Origin of the sequence: Desmospora activa DSM 45169, assembly GCF_003046315.1 — a bacterium.
Classification (GTDB): domain Bacteria; phylum Bacillota; class Bacilli; order Thermoactinomycetales; family DSM-45169; genus Desmospora; species Desmospora activa.
In genome coordinates, this window is sequence record NZ_PZZP01000005.1 from 1 (window position 1) to 18,554 (window position 18,554).

General features: G+C 44.3%; 22 protein-coding genes. 19 read left to right on the forward strand and 3 right to left on the reverse strand.

Features of this window, described 5'->3' with window-relative positions:
- The coding region (locus C8J48_RS18985) for a hypothetical protein (protein WP_211316697.1) at window positions 1-186 on the forward strand (186 nt) is incomplete at its 5' end.
- Window positions 187-201: 15 nt separating this feature from the next.
- Window positions 202-423 carry a hypothetical protein gene (locus C8J48_RS17980; protein ID WP_107728643.1) on the forward strand — a complete coding sequence of 74 codons (222 nt, stop codon included), beginning with the start codon at window positions 202-204 and terminating at the stop codon, window positions 421-423.
- Window positions 424-745: 322 nt separating this feature from the next.
- On the opposite strand, the gene C8J48_RS17985 is transcribed toward C8J48_RS17980, so the two are convergent.
- Window positions 746-964 carry a helix-turn-helix domain-containing protein gene (locus C8J48_RS17985; protein ID WP_107728644.1) on the reverse strand — a complete coding sequence of 73 codons (219 nt, stop codon included), beginning with the start codon at window positions 962-964 and terminating at the stop codon, window positions 746-748.
- 346 nt (window positions 965-1,310) lie between these two features.
- Here C8J48_RS17985 and C8J48_RS18880 point away from each other — a divergent pair, with 346 nt between their 5' ends.
- The 7 genes from C8J48_RS18880 to C8J48_RS18015 all read left to right on the forward strand — a co-directional run bounded on the left by C8J48_RS18880 (window position 1,311) and on the right by C8J48_RS18015 (window position 6,826).
- Entirely contained in the window at window positions 1,311-1,478 is a 168-nt protein-coding gene (locus C8J48_RS18880) for a hypothetical protein (protein ID WP_170105705.1), read from the forward strand.
- 151 nt (window positions 1,479-1,629) lie between these two features.
- On the forward strand, window positions 1,630-2,889 hold the full coding sequence (locus C8J48_RS17990) for an MFS transporter (protein ID WP_107728645.1): 1,260 nt from the start codon (window positions 1,630-1,632) through the stop codon (window positions 2,887-2,889).
- 148 nt (window positions 2,890-3,037) lie between these two features.
- Window positions 3,038-3,373 (forward strand): hypothetical protein, encoded by a 336-nt coding sequence (locus tag C8J48_RS17995; RefSeq protein ID WP_107728646.1) that lies wholly within the window; start codon window positions 3,038-3,040, stop codon window positions 3,371-3,373.
- Window positions 3,370-3,957 (forward strand): GNAT family N-acetyltransferase, encoded by a 588-nt coding sequence (locus tag C8J48_RS18000; RefSeq protein ID WP_107728647.1) that lies wholly within the window; start codon window positions 3,370-3,372, stop codon window positions 3,955-3,957. The genes C8J48_RS17995 and C8J48_RS18000 overlap by 4 nt, the downstream gene beginning before the upstream one ends.
- Window positions 3,917-4,744: an MBL fold metallo-hydrolase gene (locus C8J48_RS18005; protein ID WP_107728648.1), complete on the forward strand. Its 828-nt coding sequence runs from the start codon at window positions 3,917-3,919 to the stop codon at window positions 4,742-4,744. The genes C8J48_RS18000 and C8J48_RS18005 overlap by 41 nt, the downstream gene beginning before the upstream one ends.
- Window positions 4,745-4,797: 53 nt before the next feature.
- Window positions 4,798-6,159, forward strand: a complete 1,362-nt coding sequence (locus tag C8J48_RS18010; RefSeq protein WP_170105709.1) for a purine-cytosine permease family protein — start codon at window positions 4,798-4,800, stop codon at window positions 6,157-6,159.
- A gap of 238 nt (window positions 6,160-6,397) precedes the next feature.
- Window positions 6,398-6,826, forward strand: a complete 429-nt coding sequence (locus C8J48_RS18015) for a NucA/NucB deoxyribonuclease domain-containing protein (RefSeq protein WP_425430491.1) — start codon at window positions 6,398-6,400, stop codon at window positions 6,824-6,826.
- Between the two features lie 1,346 nt (window positions 6,827-8,172).
- On the opposite strand, the gene C8J48_RS18020 is transcribed toward C8J48_RS18015, so the two are convergent.
- Together C8J48_RS18020 and C8J48_RS18025 are read right to left on the reverse strand one after the other, a co-directional pair.
- Complete coding sequence (locus C8J48_RS18020; RefSeq protein WP_107728650.1) at window positions 8,173-9,375, reverse strand: hypothetical protein; 1,203 nt, start codon at window positions 9,373-9,375, stop codon at window positions 8,173-8,175.
- Window positions 9,376-9,705: 330 nt separating this feature from the next.
- The gene (locus tag C8J48_RS18025; protein WP_107728651.1) at window positions 9,706-9,915 is read right to left on the reverse strand and encodes a helix-turn-helix domain-containing protein; all 210 of its coding nucleotides are present in this window, start codon (window positions 9,913-9,915) and stop codon (window positions 9,706-9,708) included.
- 370 nt (window positions 9,916-10,285) lie between these two features.
- On the opposite strand from C8J48_RS18025, the gene C8J48_RS18030 reads away from it, so the two are divergent.
- The 10 genes from C8J48_RS18030 (at window position 10,286) to C8J48_RS18080 (ending at window position 18,548) form a co-directional block, all read left to right on the forward strand.
- Window positions 10,286-10,813 (forward strand): hypothetical protein, encoded by a 528-nt coding sequence (locus tag C8J48_RS18030; protein WP_107728652.1) that lies wholly within the window; start codon window positions 10,286-10,288, stop codon window positions 10,811-10,813.
- Between the two features lie 228 nt (window positions 10,814-11,041).
- Window positions 11,042-11,941, forward strand: coding sequence for a ParM/StbA family protein (locus C8J48_RS18035; protein WP_107728653.1), 900 nt, complete (start codon window positions 11,042-11,044; stop codon window positions 11,939-11,941).
- A 20-nt stretch (window positions 11,942-11,961) separates the two neighbouring features.
- Window positions 11,962-12,237: a hypothetical protein gene (locus C8J48_RS18040; protein ID WP_107728654.1), complete on the forward strand. Its 276-nt coding sequence runs from the start codon at window positions 11,962-11,964 to the stop codon at window positions 12,235-12,237.
- 71 nt (window positions 12,238-12,308) lie between these two features.
- Window positions 12,309-13,043 (forward strand): hypothetical protein, encoded by a 735-nt coding sequence (locus C8J48_RS18045; protein WP_107728655.1) that lies wholly within the window; start codon window positions 12,309-12,311, stop codon window positions 13,041-13,043.
- A gap of 149 nt (window positions 13,044-13,192) precedes the next feature.
- Entirely contained in the window at window positions 13,193-13,384 is a 192-nt protein-coding gene (locus tag C8J48_RS18050) for a helix-turn-helix domain-containing protein (RefSeq protein ID WP_211316699.1), read from the forward strand.
- Between the two features lie 3 nt (window positions 13,385-13,387).
- Complete coding sequence (locus tag C8J48_RS18055) at window positions 13,388-14,572, forward strand: hypothetical protein (protein ID WP_107728656.1); 1,185 nt, start codon at window positions 13,388-13,390, stop codon at window positions 14,570-14,572.
- A gap of 924 nt (window positions 14,573-15,496) precedes the next feature.
- A complete protein-coding gene (locus C8J48_RS18065; protein ID WP_107728657.1) occupies window positions 15,497-15,829 on the forward strand; it encodes a hypothetical protein in 333 nt (110 codons plus the stop codon).
- A gap of 306 nt (window positions 15,830-16,135) precedes the next feature.
- Window positions 16,136-16,915, forward strand: coding sequence for a midas domain-containing protein (locus C8J48_RS18070; protein ID WP_107728658.1), 780 nt, complete (start codon window positions 16,136-16,138; stop codon window positions 16,913-16,915).
- A 2-nt stretch (window positions 16,916-16,917) separates the two neighbouring features.
- Window positions 16,918-17,613 carry a class D sortase gene (locus C8J48_RS18075; protein WP_107728659.1) on the forward strand — a complete coding sequence of 232 codons (696 nt, stop codon included), beginning with the start codon at window positions 16,918-16,920 and terminating at the stop codon, window positions 17,611-17,613.
- Between the two features lie 86 nt (window positions 17,614-17,699).
- A complete protein-coding gene (locus C8J48_RS18080) occupies window positions 17,700-18,548 on the forward strand; it encodes a conjugal transfer protein (protein ID WP_170105711.1) in 849 nt (282 codons plus the stop codon).
- Window positions 18,549-18,554: the final 6 nt, after the last annotated feature.

Here is an 18,554-nt window from a genome sequence, read left to right on the forward strand (position 1 = left end):
GTGGATCGGGGAAAGCAGAACCTTGATGGTTTATTCAGAATTAGTAACAAAACGCACGGATGGTCAGGTTATACGGGCCATTCACAGTTAGTAGGCGAAACGGTGGCTGCCAGGATCGAGCCATCGTCCGGCAGGGGTGGCGCTCTGCTGCTAACTAAAGCAAAGAATCAAGAACCAAATTTTTAACGGGAGGTTATTCAAATGGGCGATTATTTAACAAAAGCTGAGATGGTAGATGTATTTGACGAAGCGGTTGACTTGGTATGGGAGAAGCGATTGACCGTCCGAAAGGCAATTAGGACGGCTCTGGAAAGAAATGGATATAACGTGCAGGAAGAAGATATCGAGCACCTTTACGAAGCGTATAGCAGGATGGGATATGGATATCCCGACTCCCGAAAAGAGGGGAACTATCGGAAGTAAACAGACACAATAAAACCGGGTAGGGAATTACCCCCTACCCGGTTTTTATATTCGCTAAATGGTTAAACCGTTTCGTGCGTTGCTGGTTTGCTGCGATAGGCGATGCCGAGGAAAAACAGCACCATAATCATAAAGCTAAACACTCCCATCAGAGGAAAAAGGACGGTTCCACCGGTTTCGTCTAACCACCCGCCAGCCAAAGGGCCGAGGAAATACCCGAACCATGTGAGGTTGGTTGAGCCGAGATAAACACTAGCTTAAAAGGGCAATACCGATAAAGAAAAGGGAAGAAGACCAGTTCGGTGAAGGGTTTTTTTATGGTTTAATCCTTATCATATTCAACCTCAAATAAATCCTCGATCCGCAAGTCCAGCGCCTGGGCGATACGGAAAAGGTTGATGGATTCGTGGCGGGTCATCTTATCGAAGCGGCTGATCGTAGGTTGCAGGAGGCCGACTTTTTCCGCAAAAGTGGCATGGGTGATCCCGCGTTTTTTTAATATGGCGGATAGTCGTGGCGTTACGTGCTTGATTTTTTTCATATTTTGACCCTCCAATTTGAAATTCCCCCCTTGCATTAAAAATACATAAGTGTATAATGTATAGTGTATCACGTATAAAGCAAATACATAAGGCGATGGGGGATAAACAGATGGCTTTTGGCATCTGCCTGTTATTATACCATGTCGCCTGATTTGCACAGAAAGGGGGGATTTAAATGAAGCCGTTGAAAAAACCTTTGAATCGGCCTTTCTAATCCGCCTTCCTTCCTTATAAAGCCAGCCGTCCAAACGGCTGGCTTTATTCAAGAAAGCGGTGAGTTAGGATTCTAATATGACTAGCAGTTGCACATGGGCGCCATTATCTAATTCGAGGGAGAGAAGCACGATGACGTGTTGGGGGAAAGACGATTATTATATAGAGAATGGGAACAGACGTAAGAAGGAAGAGAGGAAACCAGCCGAAGGGCCGGTACTTACTCCTCCGCGAAATCTGAATGAGGTGGATGCTCGAATTGCTGCGCAAAAACGGCTGGAGTACTTAAAGACCAAATAAAAACACGTTATTCATGACTACCCGGCTTTAAGTAACATACTTTGGACATACTGGAGTGTTGCTGGTTCTTCCCTATCTGAAGCCAAACAGAAACGGGAAGAATCATAAAAGGAATAACACGGTTTAGTCTTAAAAAAAGCGCCCCAACTTTATGGAGCGCTTTTTCATAAATGCTGTATGTTTAACCAAAGGAGTGATATGTATTCGTCTCAAAAAAAGAATACCCACATCCCTTCCATCTAAAATCCGGGTGTTGCTGGTACTTAAACTTTTCATTTGGACCAGCGCTTTTCTCTGCATACCTCTGGTGATGCTATATATGACTGATCAGGGATTTGGCGTATTAATAGCAGCTACCACGTTGGCATTCGGTTTTCTGGCGGGGTGTTTTGGGGGATTCATTGGCGGATATTTGTCTGATCGGTTTGGACGAGCAACAGTGCTTCATGTCACCCTGCTTCTCTGGGGCATCACCTTTTTTGGCCTGGCTTTCGCCCAAACACTGGTTCATTTCGTTTGCCTAACGCTTTTGAACGGGCTCCTTCGGGGTTTTTTCGACTCGATTGTTTATACTTTGGTGGGTGATCTCTGCTCTAACCGGGATGAGTCACTTACCCATAAAGCGATGGATTTAGCTTATGCCATGATGAACGCCGGCATTGGGTTGGGATCGGCTGCGGGGGTGTGGTTGTACCATCAACTTCCCTTTTCTTCAGTACTGATTGCAACGGGAGCGGTGATAACACTGGCTGGGCTTATCACCTTGAGGATGCATCGCTCTCTTTCGATCCCTCAGGAAGAAGAAGAACCGACCCTGCGGAAAGTGATTTGCACTGCGGTGCAGGATCGGCGGTTGTTGGTGGCATTAGGAATGGCGATTTTGCTCTGCTTGGGTTTTTCGCAATTCGAAACCACGTTGCCAATCCATTTGCAGCAGTACATGCTTTTGTGGATGTATCCCGTGCTTCAGGCGATCAACGCCATTGGTGTCTCACTATTTATCTTCTTGCGCCTGACTGAAAAGTCGCGAAAATGGTTCCCTACCTTTCAATCACTGGTGAAGGTTAGCGTCCTTCTATTTTTTGTCGGATACGCTTCTCTGGGATCCCACTCGGTTGTCATTCTCATCGTTGGGATGGCACTCCTAACCATCGGTGAAGCACTTTTTCTCCCACGATGGAAAGAATATATTCGACAGATGGGGGCGAGAAAGGGAATGCCAGGCACCTACATGGGAGCTTCGGGGCTGATACAAATCGGCTATTTCATCGGCCCCCTGGCTGGGGGATGGATCTTAGAAAGCTTCGGAGGAATGGTGCTTTTCTTAACGGTTGCTGTCATGGCCTTGATGATGGTTCCAATGTTGGCGCTGAATCAACCCAAGTTGCGAAAATCGGAACAAGTAGCCTAAAGAATCGTAATGATGATGTTCACGTTAAAGCATCCCAAAAATATTGCAAATAAAAAATAAGTATATGTTCTCTACCTATTAAAAAGCGTAGAATAAGTATAATATAGTGTACCGGATGTCGATTACTTATTTGAAGGGAGGTGGAAACTTGAAAGGCCATTGGTCAAATCTTTTTGCTAGACGAGAACAGCAGAGTGCCCAAACACAACCAATCAAGCTACTCCATAACGAAGCGGAGGATCGTTTTTATGAACTAAAAGAAGGCCAGAATAAAAAAGAAATTGACCCAAAGAAGTTGGATCAATTGCAATTATCCACCGCAATTATTCACAAGCAAAACAGAATTGAAGAGACATTGCAGGATTGGTACAAAAATCCCGTTGCCATTCAGTTGGATGTTTTGGAGAATCTCTTAAAGTATCGGATTATCTTGTATGAGGAGTACCAGCGTTTGTTGGATCTGCGAAAAGGGGGAAGAGCATGAACTGGTACCAAAAATTAGATTCGTATTTTCCTCCAGAATTGATGAAACATCCTGATCAAATGCAAGACATGGTACGAGAGACCGAATGGTACTTGGTGGAATATAGCGAAACATATGTCGTTGTTTACGGATTACTCCCCACCTTCACGTATTTAGATTTTCTCTGGGTGAGGGAAGATGCTCGATGTATGAGCATAGGAAGCAACATTATGAAGCGACTGAAGGCAAGAGGAAAACCGATACTCATGGAAGTGGAACCGGTAGTGGAGCATGACCCGGATTCGGGTCGGCGAGCAACTTTCTACCTAAGGAATGGTTGTAAGCCGGCTGACCACATCGAATACCTCCGACCAACAGAAGAAGGCACAATTGTTGAGATGGATATATATCATTGGAGTCCTACTCCAACTCCTCTTGAAAAAGAAATATTCGATTTGTTCAGTACCGCTTGTATGAAAATCCATAATTGGAAATGGGACCGGTATTATCGGTTTCCACCCGCTGATCCTAAAAAAGTATTAAAAATAAAAGGGGGAATCAACCGTGAACGTATGGTCCAAGCAGTGGTCCCATCAAGAGGCTAAGGTTTTTCAAAGTACGGGCTACCAGTACAATGCTACTGTTCTTCAAACAAGAGATTTGATCTTGGTGGTGGATCCGGGACTTTTCCCGGATGATATTCAAACCATTCAACGATACGTATCTGAAATTGCGGATGGTCGTCCTTTGTATGTTGCTTTTACGCATGCAGATTGGGACCATGTGATGGGTGCAAAGGGATGGCATGCTACTCCTCACTCGACTCCCCGGATGATCGGAAGTATTGGAATGGCACAATTGACAGCAAAACAAGAAAGGGTAGAGGAAGGAAGAAAAATCCTTCGACACCTCTTCTATATAGACACCCCACCTTTAGAGTTCCCAGAATTGGATGTGGTCGTTGAAAAAGATGGACAAACCCTTCATGTAGGAAATACGGCGATCACTTTCTATCATGCACCCGGGCATACCAGGGAAAGTATGATGATTGTGGTGGACGGGCTATGGGTATTGGGAGACTACTTATCGGATATTGAATTCCCCTTTATTTTCGGAGATTACGATGATTATAAACAAACACTAGAAAAAATAGATAGAATTTTACAACATCACACAATGGAATGGGCGGTGCCAGGACACGGGTCGATCATCCAGTCTACGCAAGAACTCATGCAGAGAAAAGAAAAGGATCTTCAGTACCTACGCCAGTTGAAGACTATTGCTGATGATCAACAACTAATGGATATGATTCAAGGCTATACTTTTCTCTATGACAATGATCTTGCGCGAAACCTTCACCGCGAAAACCATCGCAAAGTAACTAACTTCTGAACAAAAGGACTAAAGGGCATTCAAAAAAATTGTGCGAACAGGGGGTAAATATGTTGGATCAACAACAGAAAAAATTGTCTTTTGGCTTGTTCGACCTTTTCAGTGAAGATTACGCTCGGGAACCAGTTCCTCTTTCGAAACGAGTTCATTGGATGTATCTCTTTATGATTTGGATGGCGATGGGTGTAGACTTGGCCGCTTTTTATTTGGGTGCTGCTTTTAGCCAGGGAAATGATTTATTACCAGTCATTTTGGCTATTGTTGGCGGGTCGATGATTCTGATGCCTATCGCTTTTTGCTCGGGATGGATTGGCGCATCCACTGGCTTAAGTTTTGCCATGATCGCCCGGAAGTTCTTGGGTCGCTTTGGAGCCATCATCGTATTGCTGGTTATTCTAGCAAACAACATTGGATGGTTTGGTGTTCAGATCGGCTTTTTTGGGGAAGCTGCATCTGCGACACTAGCCGAATGGGTGGGAATCGAAATCGCCCCCCTGTGGTGGATGATCTTGGGTGGCATCCTAATGACTCTCACCGCAGCCTGGGGCTTTAAAGCAATTTCGAACCTGAGTGCCCTAACTGTTCCTCTTATGGTTGGGCTGTTGATCAGCTTAATTTTTGCTTCTATCTTTACGGACCTCACGATTACTCCCCCTATTGGAGGAGATGAAGGGATGCCGATCGGTCTCATTGTTTCTTTGGTCGCTGGAGCATGGATGGTGGGTTCCATTGCCGCGACCCCAGATGTGGCCCGTTTTGCAAAAAATAAGATTCAAGCAGGGTTATCTTGCGCATTTGGAATCGGCATAGGAAATTCTCTAACAGCAATAATCGCGGTGATTTTGTATTTCATCACTGGTGCTGATAACGTGGTGGATGTGATGTTTAGGATTGGAGGGGGTGGGATCGCGCTTCTCATCATGATGATGGCTACATGGACATCAAATGACAACGCTTTGTATTCAAGTGGTTTAGCACTGACAGGGATGATGCGAAACATTCCTAAATCTGCGTTGACCATTTGGGCTGGTCTGATCGGTACCGTGGTTGGAGTTTTGGGGATATATGATAATCTGACCACTTTTCTATTTATTCTAACCCCATTGATTGCACCTGTTGGCGGGATTCTATACGTGGACTACTTCTTGCTCAACAATCACAAGTACAAGATGGCATTTGTTCGTCAGGATAACCCCCCCATGTTTAAACCATTAGTTTTGACCGTTTGGGCATTGGCAACATTGTTAACCTTTTGTACTACCCCTAGCGGTGAAGGTGGATTTGGAATTTTTAATTTCACGACGATCCCAGTTTTAGATGGAATTATTTTCTCCACTGTTCTATATTATATCTTCGGAAAGACTCAACAACTCGTGCAAAATCGGACGGAAGATAAAAAGACTTCTGCGGCATAAGACAATAGAGAAATAGAGGGACGTCTTGTGGCATCCCTCTACCCCTCAAAGTGGCATTATCGCTGAAGGGAGGGAAAGAAGATGAAGAAATTTTTATACTTCTGGATTTTAATCGCTTTCGTAGGCTTTATGGCTGTAGCTAGTGTTACATGGTGACATCGAGAGCCTAACATGGCTCTCGTTTTACTTTAAAGGGGGAATTGGTGTGAAACGACGGGGATTGATCTTACTCATCTTGATGATGGTCGGGATGATGGTGGCATGTGACGGATCTGAGATTGAGGCAATTTTGGATGCCTTAGAGGCCGATCAACCGGTTTCATATGAAGTAAATTCCGAAGAGTACGACGAAACCTTACTCTTTCCCACAGAGCGATATCCTGAAACGGGAGCACATATCCGCGATGCTATCGTGGATGGACATTCCGATGTTTGCACAATTGACCGTGATGGGGCAGATGGGCGCCGTGAGGAGTCCCTGGCTGGTGTACCGACAAAACCTGGCTATGACAGGGATGAATGGCCCATGGCCGCTTGCGCGGAGGGGGGAGAAGGGGCTTCTGTACGCCACATCGACCCCTCTGACAATCGCGGTGCGGGTTCCTGGGTCGGGAATCAGATTAGTGATTATCCGGACGGCACTAAAGTAAAATTTATCGTTGAGTGATAGAACCGCCGATCTATTGAAGATCGGCGGTTCTATGTTTCCTGGATGTATTTCTGCGATAGAGAAGGTGTATCAACTAATTAATTGTATAATTCCCAATTATACCGGATGATTTGAAGAGAGAAAGTTCACAGGGGGACCTGATGTATTTGGGTAAGCATAAAACGTCTTAGAAAGGCACTGAATAGGTCTGAGAGGGCATTATCTATAAAGGAACATTGCTAACAAAAGAATACTACGGGCTATGGTTTGTTGTTTACAGTTGCTGGGTATGCTAATATGGAGTTGAGCATAAACTACAGATGGCCCCAGGTGCCAGCCTGGAGCCATTGTAGGACACGCTTCATCGACGGGGCGGGATCGCCGTCCTAAAGAGGTATGGAGCTACAGAAACCCCAATCCACTAGCGGGACCGCCAAATCCGTTTGCTAGGGGCGTGGGGTTTTCTTCGTCTTCTGAGCTGTTTCTTCTTCGATGTCTTTAGCATATGACGAATCTCCAAGAGAGTTTTGAATCCTCTCAAGGTTAATCCCACGATTGTTACCACGACTAGAATGGTATTCAGCAACGCCTATCACCTCCTTTTAAAGGAAGTGACAGCGACCCAGCCCCTAGCCTCCGCATGCCATCTCAATTCTACCACATTTTACATCTCAAATGGGATATAATTACCAGATTTGCCTCTGCCAGCAGCCCGCCGCGCCGGAATATTTCTCCGTTATCATATCCGTAAGCCGATTGATTTTAAAAATATGGCTAACATGAAGAGATAGCCTATCTTTGTAGTCATCAAGAAGGGGCTTGTTTCCGTTTTTTTACCCCTATCCTACCTCGGTGTATTCATTTCCGATTTGAAAGGCTGAAAGGGACCTTTCTCTTTGTCTACAGAGGTGTTTCTATCATTATCTTGATGTTAGTTTATAAGGAGGAATATTGTTTGTATTACAAACCGGTGTTTTTCACAGACAAGAGTTTTTTAAAAAAGAAAGTTGACAAAGAGATTAATCATCATTCATACAAATCAAACAACAAAACCATTCATCTGTTTTTAGAGACAGAAGCACTGTTGTTGTAAATATGTAAATAAATGATATGTATAAATGATATGTATAAATGATATTGTTTGTTCAATTTGAGAAGTGCATTTCTCAAATTGAACATTGCTTTATTCAATTTGAGAAATGCGTAGATTAAAGCATTTTGCCATTTATCAATTTGAGAAATGCGTAGATTAAAGCATTTTGCCATTTATCAATTTGAGAAATGCGTAGAATAAAGAGCTTTTTGGCCTGCGTGCTTTCGAGATAAAAAAATTGACACCCATGAGGAGTGTCAATACAGTCTTATCATGTTGCTAATTTTTCGGGGATAAATTGATGCATCTCTTGAATAGTTATTTCTATTTCTTCTAATTCTTTGTCATTTGGCTTTTCTGATCGAATGATCCATTCGGACGTTTCTTGGTCAAATTTATGGTTAAATAAAAATCCGCGAACTTTCTCTTCTTTTGGACCTTTTATTTGTTTTTGTCTAGCCCAAAAATTTGCTTTCATCATTAACAATGATAATTCAATACGTTTTTTTGCTTCGGGATTAACTTCTTTTTCTTGCTCAATTCTTTCTCTTTGTCTTTTTTCTGCTTCTTGTATAGATCGAGGAAGTTTATCTTCGTGTTTGTTTAATTCATCATCCCACTCTCCATTTTTGATGGCTGATACAACAGCCCCTACTTTATTACGAAGGTTCCCTTCTTTGTAGAGTTTTGATGAGGAAACACGCTTGATGAAAGAAAGTGCATATTCAATATCACCGTTGGCTTCTTTTAATATGACTTTTGCAGACACCGGTTGGAGGTTATACCCGTCAAAAGCTGATTTGAATGCTCTCGTTATGACCTTAATTCTTTCTTCTTCTTCTGAATCAACTGGTTGTGCGCTTTTTTGAACTTTAGGTAAGGATTTTGTTTCTTCGTTTATATCCTTTGCTTTTTTTCCTTTCCCTTTCCACGATGGTGGAAAAATTTTTTGCTCAGGTTCAATTTGTTCAGATTCATTCCATACCGAAAATCCGTATAATGCATGCCCCATCTTGTGAAGTTCTCGGCGAATATAGTTGATTCGTGGACGGTATTGGTATGTACGGTCCATCTTTACTTTTGGATTAGTTCGAACCCATAAAAATCCGTTTTCTACCAAGTATTCAAAGGCTCGAGCTACAGAAGGAATGGTTAGGGTTCCTCCAAAGTCTCCATTTGCTAATTCATCTGATGATTTCCATATCCATTCCCCGTTTTCTACATCATCCCGAAGCTTTTCAAGTTCTTTCTGCTCCCATTCATCTAATGAATCATTTTTCTTTAGCATTTCGATTTGATGTTTTTTATTCCCAATATCGCCGATTTTCCAAATGTACCAATCGATCATTTGTTGTAATATAAGAGTTTCAGTAATCTTTGCCCTTTTCGCACCTCGGCTTACGAGATGAGCCAATGCCGGGACAAAGGAGATCGGCTTTGCCATGTTGACCTGATAGGTCTTCTTCTTTTCCATAAAATCCTCTCCCTTTTTTACCCAAGCAAAGGCGGAAGAGGTCGCTTTGTATTTTCCCTCAATTAATACCCATAATTACCCTATTGTTTTTAGGGCAATAAGTATTTACAATGAGGTTAAGTGAATAATGAATATTTAACGACCTAAGCTTTTTTCCTTTTGCTTGGGTTGGTGTTTGTTAAGCCCTTTCGGTGAGCGGCCAAACTCATACCGAAGGGGTTTTTGTGTTTGAACAATTCTTTAAAGTTGATAAAGATCATCTACTTGGCAATTCAATATCTGTGCCAGCCTGAATAACTTTTCGGTTAAAGGGTGTACGTTTTTCCGCGTTTATCCTGGATGATATACCTTCTCTTGATTTCCCCCATTTTGAAATTCGCCTTTCAGGAAGCTATCTAAGATATCTCGATGAAATCTCCAGGATCGTCCGACTTTAGCAGCGGGTAGTTGGCCATTTCGGCACATTTTATATAGAGTCTGTGGATGAACCATAAGGTAATCCGCAGCTTCATCTAGAGTGAAAACGATTTTCTTATTCACTTTCAAACCCTCCCTTGCTTTTCTATTATTCTATCACTTTTATCATTATTTATCAATAAGCATCAATTGATATAATTAAATATTTTTTATTTCCAAAAATACACGTTCGTTAGAACGCGTTTCATATTTAAAAACATCAGGCATCCCCCCTACTAGTTAATAGAACAGGCCCTCTCTTTTTTTACATAAATTTCCCTAAATGACGTTTTGTCATGGCAGGAATAGAGACTATGGCGATGAATGTGTTACGCAAACGGTCAATTGTCATAGCTTAGTCTCTTTGATGACCCTTATTTATAAGGTAAATTCAGCATAGGGAGTATGATGACGACAAGACAGCACCGCGCGTGTCACGGGGGAGGGATATGAGATGGAGGAATGGCTTAGTGTCCGGGAGATTGCAGAGCAAACGGGATGGCCGGACAAAACAATTCGACGTTACATTGACGATTTTCCAGATTTCATTTTAGTCCGACGGATTGACAGAATTTTACGGGTTCCAAAGGAATCCGTTGAAATTATGGATCAAATTCGCTATTTGTATCAAAAGGGATGGGGGAAGGAACGGATCAAGAAGTTGCTGGGGGATATGCATCCGATGAATATTGTGAAGGATACTTCAGTGGGGAGTCCTCCGACAAGTCCGGTACTAACCAGAGGAGACCTCGTTAGTATGAAAAACCTATTGTTTGAGATGGGGGAAGCGTACAAGCAATCCCAAGAGCGAATTGAGCAGTTAGAAGAAGAGATTCGCGCATTACGTGGAACCTTAGAAAAGCGGGATCAGACCATTATTGAAGAGGTGAAAGGGATGAATCAGACGTTATCGCGAGTAGAGGCCTACACAGAACGTAAAAGAGGAATCTTCGGGGAATGGTTTGGTCGTAAAAAAAGATGAGAAAATAAGACCTTGTTAATTACGTGATACTTACTTAATAAGTTATAATGGACTCACAAACTGATGTGTAGAGATGACTCACCCAAAAAAACTAGTAAAAACAAGGTTTTTAGCCGTTTCTCTTGAATTGTATGATAGAGAGAAGGCAGAAAGTTTATTAATTACTGATTAAGTAATTAATAAATAGTTTTGAGTGAACTACAAAGAAATGAGGGAGAGGATTTCTTTATGGCGATTATCAATTTGGGAGTAGACGGTGGAAATAACCTTGGGAAGGTAGCAGGTCCACATGGGGCAACGATGTTTAACAGCTTGATGGGCGAATACAAACCTAACAATTTGCGGGAAGGAAAGCTTTTTGACGATGACATGGTATGGGAGTACTTAAACAATGGAACGCGGGGCATTGCGGGAGAGTTTGTGAAGTATGAGACGAAGAAGGGGCTTTCTGGCACCAAAAAATCCATGAGTAAAAACCATCCGCAAGCTGGAATGCGGGTCCTTCTAGGCATCGTTTGGTATATCGAGCAGTTCAACATAACCCAACGAGAGTTTAATATTGGTACTTTGAATACGATTGGAGCCATTAAACTCAACGGTAATCAGGACAAGGTGGAAATGCAGGAACGCTTATTAGGAGAACATTCTTTAATCGTGAATGATACGCGGTATGATTTTCGCATTCACAATGTTGGTGTGTTTCCTGAAACGGCAGTTGCAGGCCTTTCTGATCCTGTAGATGATATTCACCATGTTATTGAACTAGGCAGCGGTCAAACCGGTATGGCAACGTTGCTGAAATCAAAGTATATTGCGGAGCGATCGGACACGCTCTCGTTTGGTCTGCAAAACGGAGTTACCGACAATTACGGGGAGATTGCCCGTCGCCTTACGGAACGTGCAGAAGAGCTTGATTGGGAGCAGGATGAATTGACCCGGCTTTGTGGCGGCGGTGCGAAGGTATCTGCTTTGGTAAAAGAGATTCGGGATGCATTTGGTAGTCACTTACCAATTTTACGACCAAAATTACGATTATTGGATGGACGGGTAATTGAAGAAGATCCAATCTACGCAAACAGCATCGCAGTACAACGGCTGATGGAGAAGAAATTTGGAGTCGTCGCCTAAACCGAAGGGGATGTCGAAAAATGAGTTCAACTGAAAGCCGGAAAAAAGAGAGAAAGAAAGATAACTTTGCTCGGAAGCCGGTTGCTTTCAACAAGGATAATCCAAGACAAAAGCGGCTGCTTGAATACGCGGAAAAACAGGGAAACTTCTCTGATTATGTGAAGGGGCTAATCCAAAGAGATATGGAAGGTGGATGGGGTGGCCCTCCTTCTAACCAAGAGAAGCTTACAGAGCCGGAGGAGATCGAATACAAGGATTTTGCCGACAACGCCGTTGATTCATTTGATGCTTTCTAAAGTCATAAAGACAGACCTAAGGGTAACCCCTGGATAAAACAAACCTGCCGTCTGGTAGAGGAGGAAAACTCGTGTTCAGAAACGGTATTGGATGGTTGAAAGAAGTAATGGGGGATTCGTCAGAAAAAGAACCAATCATTGAAGGTGGAATGACAAAACAAGAAGAAGCGGTCCTAACTGAAAAGCACAGTGAAAGCCGTTTTCAACAAAATCCAAATGAAGTGGTAGTTGGAAAAGGGGGAAAAACAACATATCTCATTCAAGAGGTACGCAGAGCAGAGAAATGGTTGGATCGTGTGTTTGTTTTTGACCTTGATAATGAGTTTGCTGCTTTATCAGATGCTAATCGAATAGACACGACTAAGATAGATCTGAATCATAAGATAAACATCATTAACCTTTCTGATCAGAAAGATCGTGAAGCCTTTATGTTAAAAATGATGGATCAAGTGGAAAGCGCGGTTTTTTCCTCCCGGTACGAGAAGACAGGGGTATATATTGATGGTCTGGAGCAATTTCCTGATCCATTGTTTGAAAGATTGTATGACATCAGCAAAAGAATCCGAATGTATAAAGGATTTTTGTGTGTGACTTCTCGGATGGTACCAAATCCAACAGATGCTTTCGGTAGATTGTTCTGGAACGCGAAATATTTTTCCCTTTTTACACTTACTCTTGAGAGCACTGATCGGCTCGAAAAAGAGGAATTGATCCAATCAGATGAAGCAGAACGATTGATCGAGAGAAGAAAAAATGATTCTTTTTTGCAAATAGCGGGGAATCAGAGATATTGGAGAAAGGTTTAAGGGAAAGCTCAGGACAGATGTCCTGGGCTTTTTTGATGAATAATGTTACGTTACACCTTTTATTTTGTTCATTAATGACCATTATATATTTTATATTGACTATTAATGTCCATTAATGATAATATAGGCGTAGAAGGGAGGGATCTATTTTGACAGGACCAGTAATGAACATAGAAGAAGCAGCAAAATACTTAAAATCCAATCCTTCGACTTTATACAAGATGCTTCGATCAGGAAAAATCAAAGGGGCGAAGGTAGGGAAAGAATGGAGAGTTCACAAGGATGTTTTGGATGATTACCTCAAAGGAGTACCACATAACGACCAACAGGAGGATGAATAAAACATGAAAAAAAAGACGGCCCAACCGGCAGGGGCACCGGCGACCAACCATCAGCCCCTACCGATCGCAAACCGTCCTGAAACATCATATCACGAAAAACAGGAAAGATCACTGAGAGACAAAGCAGTGCTTGGGGTTGTGGGAGTTCTAGCGATAACCGTTATAGCCCTTTCTTTTAAGAACACGGCGGCTTTGGCGGAAACATTGAATCTGAATCCGTGGCTAGTAGCTGCCCTGGTGGAGATATTGTTCGGAACGTTGCTTTTTATCCGAGGGGGGCAGCGGGCTTTACAAAAAAACGTTCCGTTCTTTCTGGATGTTGGATATTTTGCGAGCTTGGCTTTTGTGACCGGGGTGAACATGTGGGGCTTGGGACAGATACATCCCATCGGTTATGTGGTCGGTGCCGCGATTACGGGCGCCATGTGGCTCATGGAAAGAACGTTAGTGTGGCTATGGACAGACAGCCACAAACCGCACGAAAAAACTGCGAAAGAACTGGAGAAGGAAGCGGAAGAAGAGATAAAGAAAGCGAAGATACTACAGCGCATCGACTGGAAGAAGTGGGAAGCGCAAAAGCCGGACTTAGCGCTCATCAAGGAAGCACGAGAAGCAGAGAAAAAACGGGAAAAAGTCGTGAAGGATGGACTCCCTGAGTTTTTCAGGGGCGTACCAGACAAGGGTGAAAGCGTACCAGTTACATCGGATGCCGTACCAGTCAAGTGGGATGGCGTACCAGACGCTGTACAGGAAAATGGTACAAGCGTACCAGAAACCGTCCCAGTTATGGATGTACCAATCGAAACGCCTGTGCAAAATGTGCCGCCGAACGTATCGGTCGAGAGGGACGACGAAGGCGAAAGCGTACCGGTAACGGACAACGTGCTAGTAGATCAGGTTGAACCACAAAGTGGTACAACAAAACAGAAGGCTGTTAGGAAGAAGGCAAAGAAAACGACCCCTCCTACCGATATAAACGAAAAACGGAAGAAAGCTTACGACAAAGCTGTTCAAATCTGGAAGGAAACAAGGAAGCGCCCGGGAAGAGATAAAATTATGAAGGAAGCAAGCTGTGGTAGCAGCGTTGCTAAGAGTGTTATCGAAATGTTAAAGGACAATCAAGAAGAAATAGAAAAAGAAATAGCAGCGGAACGAACGGAAAAAGAGAAAGCAGAAAACGTAATTTAATTGGATTAGCGAAAGATGAGGGAACATTCCTCTCTTTCGCTATTTTTTATTGAAGGACCCTTTTAGATGTGAGGTGACCAGGTCGGGGTAGCCAGGTGAGGGACCAGGTCGGGGTAGCCAGGTTGGGGTAGCCAGGTGAGGGACCAGGTCGAGGTAGCCAGGTTGGGTAGCCAGGTGAAGGACCAGGTTGAGGTAGCCAGGTTGGGGTAGCCAGGTGAGGGACCAGGTTGAGGTAGCCAGGTTGGGTAGCCAGGTGAGGGACCAGGTTGAGGTAGCCAGGTTGGGTAGCCAGGTGAGGGACCAGGTTGAGGTAGCCAGGTTGGGTAGCCAGGTGAGGGACCAGGTTGAGGTAGCCAGGTTGGGTAGCCAGGTGAGGGACCAGGTTGAGGTAGCCAGGTTGGGTAGCCAGGTGAGGGACCAGGTTGAGGTAGCCAGGTTGGGTAGCCAGGTGAGGGACCAGGTTGAGGTAGCCAGGTTGGGGTAGCCAGGTGAGGGACCAGGTCGGGGTAGCCAGGTTGGGTAGCCAGGTGAGGGACCAGGTCGGGGTAGTTAATCAACAGCTCTGATCGGGACGGCTTTTTTTGTAACGTAGTACAACGAAACAAAATGATGGTTATTTTACGTTCGACAGGGGATTATCTTGCTGACCGGTAGCACAGCTGCCGGCCACGGCGCCCGACCGCGGGAAGGGGGGAGATCGTTGCTGGCATCACCGGTACCTATCGGGAGGAGGCGGCCACCCGCATCGATAGGTACCGGTGATGCCACCTCTTGCCCCGGGGAGGTGGCCGCTGAAGCAGCCGTCATCGGATCGTCGCCGATAGCGGGAGTGAATCGTCGTGGCGTAGATAGCTGTGTTTTTATATTGTCCAATATTTACAGGTTACAATAGGGAGGTATACAGACAAGCAGGAGTGATTTGCGATGTTCAAACCTGATCAAGAAGTGGTTATAACTGTTCGATTTCCTCGGGATGTATCTGAGGAAGTATTGCAATTGCTGCATGAAAAGCGGGAGATGGAAGGGCCTACAGGCATGGGTGAATTGCTTGTAAAGTCGATTATAAAAGATCTGTACAGCACAACGGAAATAGCGAAACAGCGGGGAATTACCCGTCGTGGTGCTGCTAAAGCAGCAAGAGAAGAAGCAACCAAAGGAAATCCTTGGCCGCAAAAAAACGATAATGGCGATTGGGTGGCACCTTTGGTGGAATGGGAACGAATTTTTAAGAAACGGAAAAAGAAGACAGAAGATTAAAAATTATATTAATTCAGAAAACAGGTTGAAAAGTTACCTTCAGGTGAACTATAATCAGAATTAACCAAGTAATTGGTTAGATTATCCATGGAATTACTTGCACCTTGACAACGGTAAAAATGTTGCGTTGACAGGAGTTTTTCGATATCATAGGAACTAATGTTCCCTATGATTATAGGTTAGGAGGTGGAGTTGTAGCAGGTCTTTGGTTGTATTATTAAAAAATTGACAGGAATCTATTTTATAAACAGAGAAAAACCATGCGTAATGCCTTGGGAGATGGGAGACTCACAATAGGAGGGTCTCATGAAAAAGGTAGTGACAATTTCCAGTTTGGCCATTTTTGGGAGTATGGCCGTAGCGGGTGGTTCCATGGTTTATGCCAATCCGGATCTGGAGGTAACTGGAGAGGTAGAGATGAGGCCGCCAACTGTCCAAGATCCACCCGAATCTCCTTCTTCTGAAATCCCTTCAGATGAAGAGGAAGAGCGGGTACAACCTGAAGTTGGGGAGCCGCCTGTGGTAGAGCAAGAGCCACAGAAGCCTCAAGAAAAGGAACATACGCCGCCACCGAAACAAGAGCAACCAGAGCAAGAACAACCTAAGCAGGAACAGCCAAAGCAGGAACAGCCAGAGCAAGAACAACCCAAACAGGAACAACCGAAGCAAGAGCAAGCTCCAAAAGAATCGGATGATCCGGTAAACGAAGAGAAAAAACAAAGCCGACCGGAGTCGAAAGAAGACCATTCCAATGAGTCGCGTACATCCGAGTCCATAGAAAGCACCCAGGATCAAGCTTTCTCAGGGAAAGAAAAAGATTCTGATTCAGATCAGAAGGCAGAGGAGTCAACCAAGGAGCCAGAAGAAATTGTTGTGGCTGACTCTGGACAATCTGAAAAAGAACCTGAAGAAAAAACATCCGTAGAAGAGTCTGATGACGCGTCCTCTGATGGCAATTCTCAAGAGGAAGGCGAACAGATGGTTAAAACCGGCGCGGATGATTGGCTGGGCTGGGCTTTGCTTTCAGTCGGTCTTGTTGGCTTCGGGATCACCAATGTAGCAGCTTTCCGGTCAGCAGGAGTATAAGGATGAAACGGCTTTTCTTCTGGAGTGGAATTGCCACCTTGGCGGGAGGCTGTGTGCTGATCGGGATGTTGCTCTCCGATTATAAACATGACCAGAGGTTGGTTGAACAGTTCTATTCCTCGGAACCGAAGAAAACAGCAGGAGAAGGGCAGGAAGGAGCAAAGCCGGAACCACTTAAACTTCCTCCCCTGGACACTGAAATTGTCATCGAACCGGATGGTCATCTGTCTGTGGATGTTGTCACCATCGATACTGCTACCTCCTCGCAGGAAGAAGAGCCTTCTACTCTTTGGAAAGACCCGCCCAATACTGGTGATAAAGTTGGCACCTTAAACATCCCTCGGATTCAAGCGGAAATCCCTATATGGGAAGGAACGCGGGATCATGAACTGGATCGCGGGTTAGGAAGGCATGAATCAACGCATCTTCCCGGTTTGGGGGTAACGGTTTTAGCCGGTCATCGTGAAACCGCGATGGCAAAGGCCGGTGAGATTGAAGAGGGTGACGAGCTCATCATCGAAACAGCAGAAGGAACCTTCCGCTATAAAGTCTTTAAGCTGTGGGTGGCCGATGCTGATGATCGGACTGTAGTCGTTCCCAGTGATGAGCAAGTATTAAAAGTTTACACATGCTGGCCACTTTGGGCAGGGGCAGATACAGAAGAAAGGTATGTCATCGAAGCCAAGTTGGTCGAATAAAAAAGGCTCCCATCTCCCAAATTCCAATCCGGGATAAATACTATCCCGGATTTTTCACCACAAAAACGGTCCCGAGGAGGTATCAAATGGACCGATACCTGATGAAACAAAGGTTGAAGACATTCGGATATACGCTGCTATGGACGGCGGTGATATTGTTTACCATCCGCCAGGGGGTGTTATTGTGGAAGTCAACGCAACCAGCACCTGCTCCACAAGTGCAAGCGGCAGCAGTTACGCAGCAGGTGCCGGACGCAGCGACTACGGTAGGAAAGAAGTTCCTCATTCACTGGTTTTATGCCTCCAGTGAAGAGTCACCGACCGAGAAAACAAAGCGCTTGGAAAAGCATATATCGAATCGCTTGGAAGACCAGCTCAAAGGTGAGAGTAATCTGCTTATTACCTTGAAGTCGGAAGAAAAAGAAACAATCCAAGCCAACTCGGTCGATGTCTGGAAAACAGAATGGGTGAAGGAGGGGGAAGAAGCTGCGATTACCTACAACGTCATTCTTCAAGATGGCCGGAATGTCTATTTAAAAATCCGAATGATCAAGGCTGGAACATGGGTAGTAGACGGATTGCCTGCTTTAATGCCGGAGCCGGAACGGAAGAAACTTGCCAGTGAAGAAGAGGTGACGCTATCCGAGGAGAAAGATATCAAGGCCGTAGTAGAGGGTTTTTTTGAAGCTTGGCTGGAGGGAAAGAGTGAGGCAATTTCACGATATATACGTACCAAAGAGGACATCCAAACCTCGGATTCGTTGACAAAACTACATGGTGAGTACCAGGACGTCAAAATTATTGGCTTGACTCGGGAGCCAAAAGTAAAAGCGGTGGTTTATATCAGCGATGCCTATGGTCAAACGATGGCCTTTGAATATCATCTCAAGATGGAAAAGGTAGATGGCCGATGGTACATTACCGGGATGGAATAGGAGGAT

What these genes read in the sequence shown, in the direction of transcription:
- C8J48_RS18880 (WP_170105705.1), top strand. Translation starts at nt 1,311, where the DNA reads ATGACGTGTTGGGGGAAAGACGATTATTATATAGAGAATGGGAACAGA.
- C8J48_RS18030 (WP_107728652.1), top strand. Translation starts at nt 10,286, where the DNA reads ATGGAGGAATGGCTTAGTGTCCGGGAGATTGCAGAGCAAACGGGATGG.
- C8J48_RS18040 (WP_107728654.1), top strand. Translation starts at nt 11,962, where the DNA reads ATGAGTTCAACTGAAAGCCGGAAAAAAGAGAGAAAGAAAGATAACTTT.
- C8J48_RS18070 (WP_107728658.1), top strand. Translation starts at nt 16,136, where the DNA reads ATGAAAAAGGTAGTGACAATTTCCAGTTTGGCCATTTTTGGGAGTATG.
- C8J48_RS17990 (WP_107728645.1), top strand. Translation starts at nt 1,630, where the DNA reads ATGGAGCGCTTTTTCATAAATGCTGTATGTTTAACCAAAGGAGTGATA.
- C8J48_RS18080 (WP_170105711.1), top strand. Translation starts at nt 17,700, where the DNA reads ATGGACCGATACCTGATGAAACAAAGGTTGAAGACATTCGGATATACG.
- C8J48_RS18065 (WP_107728657.1), top strand. Translation starts at nt 15,497, where the DNA reads ATGTTCAAACCTGATCAAGAAGTGGTTATAACTGTTCGATTTCCTCGG.
- C8J48_RS18020 (WP_107728650.1), bottom strand. Translation starts at nt 9,375, where the DNA reads ATGGAAAAGAAGAAGACCTATCAGGTCAACATGGCAAAGCCGATCTCC.
- C8J48_RS18000 (WP_107728647.1), top strand. Translation starts at nt 3,370, where the DNA reads ATGAACTGGTACCAAAAATTAGATTCGTATTTTCCTCCAGAATTGATG.
- C8J48_RS18055 (WP_107728656.1), top strand. Translation starts at nt 13,388, where the DNA reads ATGAAAAAAAAGACGGCCCAACCGGCAGGGGCACCGGCGACCAACCAT.
- C8J48_RS18015 (WP_425430491.1), top strand. Translation starts at nt 6,398, where the DNA reads ATGATGGTCGGGATGATGGTGGCATGTGACGGATCTGAGATTGAGGCA.
- C8J48_RS17980 (WP_107728643.1), top strand. Translation starts at nt 202, where the DNA reads ATGGGCGATTATTTAACAAAAGCTGAGATGGTAGATGTATTTGACGAA.
- C8J48_RS18035 (WP_107728653.1), top strand. Translation starts at nt 11,042, where the DNA reads ATGGCGATTATCAATTTGGGAGTAGACGGTGGAAATAACCTTGGGAAG.
- C8J48_RS17985 (WP_107728644.1), bottom strand. Translation starts at nt 964, where the DNA reads ATGAAAAAAATCAAGCACGTAACGCCACGACTATCCGCCATATTAAAA.
- C8J48_RS18075 (WP_107728659.1), top strand. Translation starts at nt 16,918, where the DNA reads ATGAAACGGCTTTTCTTCTGGAGTGGAATTGCCACCTTGGCGGGAGGC.